Annotated in this window: 6 protein-coding genes and 1 pseudogene; 6 read left to right on the forward strand and 1 reads right to left on the reverse strand. The window is 69.2% G+C overall.

The window, feature by feature from the left end; genetic code table 11:
• Window positions 1-324: 324 nt before the first annotated feature.
• Window positions 325-702, reverse strand: a complete 378-nt coding sequence (locus ACFV9O_RS38170) for a hypothetical protein (protein WP_385427066.1) — start codon at window positions 700-702, stop codon at window positions 325-327.
• 400 nt (window positions 703-1,102) lie between these two features.
• Between ACFV9O_RS38170 and ACFV9O_RS38175 the strand changes: the two genes are divergently transcribed.
• The 6 genes and pseudogenes from ACFV9O_RS38175 to ACFV9O_RS38200 all read left to right on the forward strand — a co-directional run.
• The gene (locus tag ACFV9O_RS38175) at window positions 1,103-1,537 is read left to right on the forward strand and encodes a hypothetical protein (RefSeq protein WP_385427068.1); all 435 of its coding nucleotides are present in this window, start codon (window positions 1,103-1,105) and stop codon (window positions 1,535-1,537) included.
• A gap of 1,168 nt (window positions 1,538-2,705) precedes the next feature.
• The gene (locus tag ACFV9O_RS38180) at window positions 2,706-3,143 is read left to right on the forward strand and encodes a transglycosylase SLT domain-containing protein (RefSeq protein WP_385427071.1); all 438 of its coding nucleotides are present in this window, start codon (window positions 2,706-2,708) and stop codon (window positions 3,141-3,143) included.
• A 786-nt stretch (window positions 3,144-3,929) separates the two neighbouring features.
• On the forward strand, window positions 3,930-5,147 hold the full coding sequence (locus tag ACFV9O_RS38185) for a cysteine desulfurase-like protein (RefSeq protein ID WP_385427074.1): 1,218 nt from the start codon (window positions 3,930-3,932) through the stop codon (window positions 5,145-5,147).
• Window positions 5,148-5,349: 202 nt separating this feature from the next.
• On the forward strand, window positions 5,350-7,125 hold the full coding sequence (locus ACFV9O_RS38190) for a ricin-type beta-trefoil lectin domain protein (RefSeq protein ID WP_385427077.1): 1,776 nt from the start codon (window positions 5,350-5,352) through the stop codon (window positions 7,123-7,125).
• Between the two features lie 400 nt (window positions 7,126-7,525).
• Entirely contained in the window at window positions 7,526-8,056 is a 531-nt protein-coding gene (locus ACFV9O_RS38195) for a transglycosylase SLT domain-containing protein (RefSeq protein WP_385427080.1), read from the forward strand.
• 345 nt (window positions 8,057-8,401) lie between these two features.
• Window positions 8,402-9,499, forward strand: a pseudogene (locus ACFV9O_RS38200) (neutral/alkaline non-lysosomal ceramidase N-terminal domain-containing protein); the annotation flags it as partial.
• Between the last annotated feature and the right edge of the window lie 89 nt (window positions 9,500-9,588).

Raw genomic sequence — 9,588 nt, forward strand, 5'->3', positions numbered from 1 at the left:
CGCCTCGCTCCGGGGGAGACAAAAAGAAAGGGGGCGGGGCAGCGGGGGCCCACCCCCCCCAAGAGGGGGGGGGGAGGGGGGGGGGTCCTGGGCCGCCCTTCCCCCCCCCCCCCCTCCGGTGTTCAAGATCATCTCGTGCCCCGCCTGGGCTAACCCTGGGTCACTCCCATTGAGCGCCAGCGGGGCGCCGGCACTGGTGCTGGTCGCGGTCGCCGGGGTGGTGACGCTGTGCAATTTTGTTCAGGCGCCGCGTCCGATGACGGTGATCGGCGTGCAGCGGGCACCACGCGCATCTCTGCCCGGACCTGCCGCCCGTGTGCTGGTTCAGCAGTTCGATGCGGAGGAGATGCGTACGGCATCGGCGTATCGAAGGGGTTCGTCGTTGACGAATGAGTAACTGCTGTTGTTCTCCACGCAGATGACCTTGCCATCGGTCATGTGGACGTACGCCACATCGTCGTTGCGGGTGTTGACCACATAGTCACTGCCCCAGGCCGAGCCGGTGAACCACTGCCATCCGCTGGTGACGACCTGATACTTGCCAGTGATCTTGGCGGCAGGATTGCTCAGCTCGTCGGTGTTGTAGAAGCAGACGTACGGATAGGGACACGTCGGCGCTGCAGCGACAGGCTGGGCCAGGGTGATGGTGCCGACGACACCGAGAAATCCGAGTATGGCCGCGATGCATGTGCGTGGGCTCATCGTCATCAGACGCTCCTTGTCAGAAGAACCAGCAGTCGTCACCACTCGCCGGCCGCCGCTGCGGCATGTCGCGAGTGATCCGGCCGTAACTCTTGTCGGCGTGAGCGGGGTTGTTCATGCAGCGGTCCTGCACCTTGGTCAAGACGTTCGGTTCACAAGTCCTCATCGGGTGCGGAATTCGAAATGCGCCCGCTGGAATTGAGGCACTGAAATCAGGACGGGGTGAAACGAGCGTGCATGCGGAACGGGACGCCGCTGGACAACTCTAGCGGTGGGTCGGTCCAACAGACCTGGGTCCGCCTGGAAATTGAGGCACAAAAGAACGAACAAGACGCGGTTTGCTGAACTATGCAAGAGCGTGAGGCTCCACAGTTGTGGGGTCCGTTCCGCCTCGGACGCAATGGTGACGGCCTGCCAGGTCGCCGTCAAGATACTGATCGCCGTCAGCGTCACGGCCTTCCAGAGCGACCATGCCAGGGGCCGCATCTTCGACCACACGGAGGTAGGCGATACTCCGGTCCCGCCGGCAAGTGGTGTTCTCGCGTGCGAGGATCGTGGCGTGGGAAGCCCTGATTCCTCGTTCCGCCGCCTCCTCATCGAGTCGCTGACGTTGCTGGCAGCTGGTGCCGCAGCGCAGGTGGCCTGGCTGGACGAGCATGACGTGGTGGCGGACGAGATTGCCTTGGACTTCGATCACGCCTTCCGTATGGCCGAGCACCTGGTTGCTGCTCGTAGCCACAGGAATGACTGTATTGATGCGTCGCGAGCGGCGACGGATGGGTACCGGCCTCGAAGCGCGGCACATCGAGTCAGCGGCTACGAGTGGGATCCGTGATGCCCGGCGCAAGGCTCACGCCTCTCAGCATTTCAGCGACGTGACTGGTATCAGCGCTCTGCGGGACCGTGACTCGCACTATTGGCGTCCCGACGCGCCGGTGCGCCGTAGGAGAGTGTCGATGGCGGCGGTCCCGTCGTCGCGGGTGCCGGGGATGGTTTCGTAGGGGGATTGCCGGGTGGCTGTCACAGGAGCCGACGACCCAGATGCGAGAGACGCAGGTCAGCGGCGTATCCGTCGCTCTGCGCGCGTAGGCGGGGTCACGAGTGCGTTGGGCGCCGTGCCGATCGTCGCGTAGGGGTTCGCCGCACGTTTTGCGTGGTGGATCGTCGTGCCGTTCGCCGTCCTGTGCGGCGCTGCCGGGGCGTGGTGAGGCGCCCGGATCGGCCGGGTGGACGGCATCCGCAATGAAGCCACTCGAGCCGGACGAGATCCTGCTGAGCGCCTACAGGGTGCGCCCTCCCCCCGAGGTCCCGCCCCACCAAGCCGCACGACGCCTCCCGCTTCGAGCTTCGGGTGACGAACCGCGGGCTTCAGCTCTGGGAACACGCCGCGCAGCTCTGGAGCCACCCCTGGCGGGCGCTGCGCCTGACGACCGACGGCGACCTGGTGCTCGTGCACCACGAAGAGCAAGTGGTCGCACGGCTGTTGGTGGAGACGCCGGGGGCTCACCGGACGAGTTGCTGCTTGCCGCGGACCGGTTGCGTGCGGCCTCGCGCCGCGGCTGACGACATCACATGGCCGCGCGTCACCACCGCGATTCCATTACGCGTTTCGTCACGCTGCGAGGGCGGTGTCCGGGTCAAGCCCTCGAGTGCCGCCCACGCCCACGCCAGCGCCATGGCCGGCACCGGCTCCGGCCCGGCGGCGGGTACGCGGGAAGCCGACCCGGCCTCGCGGGCGGAAGGCGCCCCGAGCGGGTGCTCGGGAGTGGCGGGCGCGGCGCGGGGACGGCAGATAGCGCCAGGGAATACAGTCACCGACCCGGCCGGTCAAATTGTCCCCTTGTGGCGGCAATCACAGAATTGAGCCTTGCCTGCGGCACATGAGCCTCGGATCCTAAGGGAGCGGAATATTCCCGTTCCCCCCGATGAACCGCAATTGCTTCGGGATCATCATCCGCGGAATCATGTGAAAGGGCGGCGTCATGCGGCTTTCCATTCTCCCCATGAAGACGGCCTCAAAGGTCGTCCGGCGCCTCGCCGGCGGCGCTGCCACGGCCGCCGTACTGGTCACAGCGACTGCTGCCATCGCACCCACTCCTGCGGCCGCAGCTCCCGCGAGCAGCACGCGTGTTGACGGATGGATCAAGCACGCATTGCAGGTGATGGAGGCAAAGGGAATTCCCGGGAGTTACGACGGGATCTACCGTAATCTGATGCGCGAGTCGAGTGGCGACCCCTACGCCATCAATCTCTGGGACTCCAACGCAAAAGCGGGTATTCCCTCGAAAGGCCTCATGCAGGTCATTGACCCCACATTTCGGACATTCCACGTCGATGGCACGTCTTGGGACATTTACAACCCAATCTCGAACATCGCCGCCGCGTGCAACTACGCCGCCCAACGCTATGGGTCCATCGACAACGTGAACGGCCCCTACTGACCGGACCAGCCACCGCGATCCTGTTGATGGGGCGGTAGGGGGCCGCACCCGACGGCGGCCGCCGCGCACCGCCCCCACGGCCGCATGCCGGAGCGCGGGCTCTTCACACCGTCCGTGACCGTGAGGACTGCCTGCGCAGGGTCGCCTCCAGCAGGGCGATGTCGTCAGCGCCCTTGGCCCGCCCGGTACGCCGCCCGGGGCGCGATGACCGAGGCCAGGCATCCTTCCCCCTCCCGCACGGCCCGCACGTACCGCTCGGGCCGGCAGCCCCAGGCCGAGCAGAAACCGGCGGTGGAAGACGCCAAAGACGGCGCCGACGGGGAGGCGTGTCCGACGGGCTACAGCTGGCAACCCGCAAAGGGCGCCCCAGACGCACTCGCCGCCAATGCCCTGAACATGAAGCGCCCCCTTCCTGTCCCTCACGGGGTCGGCAGGGGGCGCCTTCGTGCGTCCAGGGTCAGGCTCCGCGACGGGCTCTGACCGCGTCCGTGTACAGCTCGCGCGTCAGGTCTTCCACGCCGACACCCAGCTCGAAGAGCACTGCGAACCGAAGGCTCGCGTCCGCATGCGTCGGGCGCGATTCGCGGCGCCGGGAAACGTGCAGGTCAGGCGGGCAATGCAGGGGCAGTGCGCGACTGTCCGCACCGGACTTCACGGCCGCGCCCTTACCCCTCCAGGCCCTCAAGGCCGTCGTCTCCTGACGTTGACAGCCCGCCCGCCTTCGTGGGTAATGGCCCAAACGATCACTACGTCGATGCCTGATCCATCCGCGCGAGGGGCTCCTCCATGACCTATGACGTCACCGCCGTCCGTGCCCAGTTCCCCGCCCTCGAAGCCGGCTTCGCCCACTTCGACGGGCCCGGCGGCACACAGACGCCCCGGCCCGTCATCGATGCCATCGCCGACGCACTCGCCAACCCGCTGTCCAACCGGGGCAGCGGCACCCTGGGTGAGCGCAATGCCGAGAGCCTCGTCACCGGCGCCCGGCGGGCCCTCGCGGACCTGCTGGGCGCGCAGCCATCCGGGATCGTCTTCGGGCGCAGCGCCACGCAGCTGGCGTACGACTTCTCCCGTACCCTCGCCAAGACCTGGTCGCCCGGCGATGAGGTCGTCGTCAGCCGCCTCGACCACGACGCCAACATCCGCCCGTGGGTCCAGGCCGCGGCGAGCGCCGGGGCGGTCGTGCGGTGGGCGGACTTCGACCCCGCCACCGGGGAGCTCACGCCCGACGACATACGAGCCGTGCTCAGCGAGCGCACGCGGCTGGTCGCGGTGACTGCCGCGTCCAATCTCATCGGGACCCGGCCGGCCGTCCCGGAGATCGCCCGGCTCGCCCACCGGTTCGGCGCGCTGCTCTACGTCGACGGGGTGCACTACACGGCCCATGACCTCGTCGATGTCGACCGGCTCGGCGCGGACTTCTTCGCCTGCTCCCCCTACAAGTTCCTCGGCCCGCACATCGGCGTCCTCGCCGGCCGGCCCGAGCTCCTGGAGACCCTGGAGCCGGACAAGCTGCTGCCGTCGACCAACGCGGTGCCGGAGCGCTTCGAGTACGGCACCCTGCCCTACGAGGCGCTCGCGGGCACGATCGCGGCCGTCGACTTCCTGGCGGGCCTCGGCCCGCGGCGCGACGGCACCCGCAGGCAGCGTCTGGCGTCCGCATTCGCGGCGCTCGAGCATCACGAGCACGTGCTGCGCCTGCGGATCGAGCAAGGCCTGAAGGAACTCGAAGCGATCACCGTGCACTCACGCGCCTCCGAACGCACCCCCACCCTGCTGCTGACCATCGACGGCCGCAGCACGCCGGACGCCTACCGGTACCTCGCCGAGCGCGGCATCGTCGCGCCGTCGGGCTCCTTCTACGCGCTGGAGGCTTCGCGCCGGCTGGGTCTGGGCGACGCCGGCGGACTCCGTGTCGGCCTCGCCCCGTACAACGACACCGACGACGTCGACCACCTCCTCGAAGGGCTCGCCGACTACCTGCGGACACCCCCGGCCCACTGACCCCGCACCCTCACCTCCGAGTCGATCGCCGGTTGCCGCCGTCCTGCCGGCGGCAACCATCGTCGACTTACCCGGGGAAACACCTTTCCCCGCGGCAATTGCTGCTTCACCATGGGCACTTGTTTCCGCGCAGTAACACCGGCGTGTTTCCGGCGGGCAGATGGGTCGGCCGCCACGCCGTACTGAACGAGGAGTCACGAGGGTGCCAGAGCTCCACCAGGTCGGTCCGGACCCCGCGGACGCGAAGTCGGACTGCACTGCCCTGTCGGACGGGGAGATCACCGAACGCATCCGCGCCGGTGCCCCGCGCGCCCTTCCCGCCACGCAGGAGCTCAAGCGCCGCCATCTGCCCGCGGTTATGACCTATGCCCGGCTCTGCGGACGCAACCAGGTCGCCGGGAACCAGCTGGCGCTGCAGGCCTTCGACCTCGCCGCCCAGGAGACCTGCCGGGGCATCGAGCCCCGGGGCAACTGGCGTCACCATTTGCTGATGCTCGTTCAGAGGGTGGGGCTCACCTGGGCCGCCGGCAGCCGCCGGGACCGGCTCGCGCCCGACTTCGCCGCATGGGTCGACGACATCGCCGACGTTCCCGCGCCGGGTCTGCCCGGGCCCCGCCGCCTCCGGCTCGAGGCGGCGTCCCCCATGCTCACCGGCTTCTACCGGCTGCCGCAGCTGACGCGGGGTGTCCTTTGGTACGCGGTGGTGGACGAGGAGCCGGACGCCGCGGTCGCCGCTTTCCTCGGCATGCGGACGAGCCTCGTGCCCGAGCTGCGGATCAAGGCTCAGGACGCGATGCGTCAGGCCTATATCCAGGCGTACCTGGAGCGCGGCGAGGACAAGAAGTGCCTGGGGTTCCGCCGGATCATCGAAGCGGCGGCGCGGCCGGGAGACCGTCGGCACAGCGAGGATCTGAGGCTCCATCTGGCGGAGTGCCAACGCTGCACGCGGCTGGTCGCGGAGCTGGCGCGGATGGCGGACGGCCCCAGGACCGTGTTCGCCGAGGGTCTGCTCGGCTGGGGCGGAGCGGCGTACGCGGCACACGATCCGGTCCACGTCCGGTTCGGCGCCGGATCGTCCCGGCCGGACCGCCTCGAGCAGCCCGACCGGCCGGTGCGGCACGACCGGCCCAACCGGCCCGACCCGCACAGCCCGCTCGACCGGTCGGACTGGTCGCACTGGTCGGACGTCCCCGACGGGCCGAAGCCCATGGCCGGGGTGCCGGGGACCACCGCCTCCGCCATGTCACGGATTCCGCGGCGGATGTCGTTGCCCGTCGTTCTCGTCGCGGTGGCGGTCGTCGGCGCCGTCGTCGCCGGCACCGTACTGGCCACCGCCTCCGAGGATGCCCGCCCTGCCGCGGACCGTACGGAGGAGCCACCGGTCCAGGCGGCCTGGCCCACAGTGTCCGTGCCCCTGCCCACCCCGTCGGCCGGTCCCAGCCGCAAGCCGTCGAAGCAGCCGTCCCGCTCGCCGAGCCCCGCGGCGTCGGCCTCCGCCTCCCGTCGTCCGGCGCCCGCTCCCTCGAAGCCCGCGCCGCCCCGGCCCAGGCCGATCGTCCCGGGAGGGGGCTACGTCCAGGTCGTCAACGCTGCCTCGGGGCTGTGCCTGGACATCGAGGACGGCGTGATGGAGAACCGTACCGACGTCATCACGGCACGGTGCAGTGCTGCCCCGACCCAGCTGTGGAGCCTCGATTCCCTCGGCCTTCTGCGCAGCGGCGCGGATCCCGACTACTGCCTGGACTCGCGCGGTGCCACCGACCGCGGCGCGGGCATCTGGTCGTGCGCCTCCGTGGAGGGAAGAAACGGCATGAATCTGCGGTTCACCGTGGACGGATCGGGAGCGATTCGCCCCAGGATTGCGCCGGACTTCGCCCTCGAGCCGCTGGGGGACGACGAGGGCGCTTCCCTCAGCTTCTCCTGGGCGGATGGGGACGGCGATCAGCGCTGGACCGCCGGCACCGTCCCGGAGGACTGAGGACAGGGCTGCCGGGCCGCCCGGTCGACGGACGGCGGGCGCCGTTCCACCCATGTGCGAAGCCCCCGGATCGCCCCTCACGTGTGATCCCACGCATAGGAGCCACGTCACATCCTAAGGGCGGTAGTAGCGCCGAGGCCCTCCCTTCCGCAGGACAGAGCCGCGCATCAGATGATTCCGGACATTTCTCTGTAGCGGGGTAGTACGTCACATCATTGCGCTGCCGGGCCGGCGCCCCTAACCATGGCTGACGTTCCGGGGCACGACGTGACGTACCGGGTGGATCCCGCCCACTTCATTCGCTCTCCGGACACCCCGCGGAGTTCCGCTCCGCACGCCGCACCGAGACGCGCAGAGTTTCCGGTCGGCCGCCCTTGTCCCCGAGGAAAGCAGCCTCAGCATGACCGCTCGTACGCAGACCATCACCAGCCGCATCGCCCGCCTCCGCAAGTTCTCCGTCGCCGGCATCGCCACCGCGGGTGCCGCGGCCGCCGCAATCACGCTGGCCCCCTCCCCCGCGCACGCCGCCGAGCCGGCCTCCGCGAGCGCCTCGACCGCCAAGGCGTCGGCGGCCGACTCCTCGACGGCGGAGAAGCCCAAGAAGGTCTACGCCGACAACCTGGACGGCTGGATCAAGGAGGCGCTGGACATCATGAAGGCCAAGGGCATCCCCGGCAGCTACGAGGGTCTGCACCGCAACATCATGCGCGAGTCCAGCGGTAACCCGAACGCCCAGAACAACTGGGACGTCAACGCGCAGAACGGCACGCCGTCCAAGGGCCTGCTCCAGGTCATCCAGCCGACCTTCGAGGCCTACCACGTCGCCGGCACCGCGCACGACCTGACCGACCCCGTCGCCAACATCACCGCGGCCGCCAACTACGCTGCTGACCGCTACGGGTCCATCGACAACGTCAACTCGGCCTACTGAGCCCGGTCACAGGGCAGTCGAACCTCCAACCGTCCGACGAGAGAGTCGAGTTGTCGCCGAAGCGCGGGGGGCGTTGCTTCGGCGGTGGCGCAGTACCGTCCGGACGAACCCAGGGCGCAACCCCCTTGGTCCCTGGGTCCGCGGGTGCAGCCGGCCGGCGCTGGTGATCTCACCGCCGGCCGCCCTCAGATTTGGTCTACTCACGGGTAGCGAATCTATTGCGGCGTGATGAACGGAGCCCTACCGTCGGGTCACTGCGCGCCCCCGGGATCTCCGGCACGGGTCGGTGAGCCGCCGACCGGAGTCGGGACCGGGACGCATGCTTGCCCCCACACAGGAGGTTCCATGCCCCCCACCCGCGACGGGTTCCGAAGCAGACTCCCCCTTCTCTCGCTCGCCGCAGCCGTGGGCCTGACGGTAGCCGGTGTCCCGTCGTCCGCCTCGGCCTCGAGCCCGCCTGCCTCCCCGCCCACCGCAAGGCCGGCCACAAGCCCGGCCACAAGCAGCGACGCCGGCGGCGACTACCTCGTCGGGCGGGGCATCTCCGATGTCACCGGCGAAGCCGCCGAGACCGGCATGATGGGCTACTCCAGCTTCGACCAGAAGACGTCCGGCATCCACCAACGCCTGCGGTCGCGCGCGTTCGTCCTCGTCGACCGCTCGAGCGGCAAGCGTGTGGTGTACGTCAACGCCGACCTCGCGATGATCTTCCAGTCCGTGCAACAGGGCGTCATTTCCCGGCTCCAGGCCCGCTACGACGATCTCTACGGCGACGAGAACGTACTGCTGTCCGCCACCCACACCCACTCCGGGCCCGGCGGCTACTCGCACCACCTCGCCTACAACCTCTCCGTCCTCGGCTTCCAGAACGGTACGTACCGCGCGATCGTCGACGGCATCGTCGAGTCGGTCGTCAAGGCCCACGAGGACCTCAAGCCGGGCACCATCAGCCTCGGCACGGGCACGCTCACGAACGCCAGCGTGAACCGTTCCCGCACGGCCTTCGACCGCAACCCCGCCGCCGACCGGGCCGCGTTCCCCGGAGCGATCGACCCGGCCATGACGGTGCTGCGTTTCCGGCAGGGCGACCGGGACGCCGGCGCGATCAGCTGGTTCGCCACCCACAGCACCTCGGTCACCAACAAGAACACGCTCATCAGCCCCGACAACAAGGGCTATGCCGCCTACACCTGGGAGCACGACCACGAGGGTGTGCGGTATCTCGACGACACGCCCGGGTTCGTCGCCGCGTTCCCCAACACCAATGCCGGCGACATGTCCCCGAACCTCAATCTCAAGCCGGGGTCCGGCCCCACCGAGGACGAGTTCGAGAACGCCCGCATCATCGGGGAGCGGCAGTTCACCAAGGCCCGCGAGATCTACCGCAACGCCGCCACCCCTGTCGCGGGCGGCATCGACGCGCGCCTCGCGTACGTCGACGTGACTCCTCCCCCGGATAAATCCGGGGGCTTCTCCTGTCGGTGGCTCAGGCCACGTCGGGAAGGACCAGCCCGGCCCTGAGTACGACGTTC

Source organism: Streptomyces sp. NPDC059909 (genome assembly GCF_042730885.1).
Classification (GTDB): domain Bacteria; phylum Actinomycetota; class Actinomycetes; order Streptomycetales; family Streptomycetaceae; genus Streptomyces.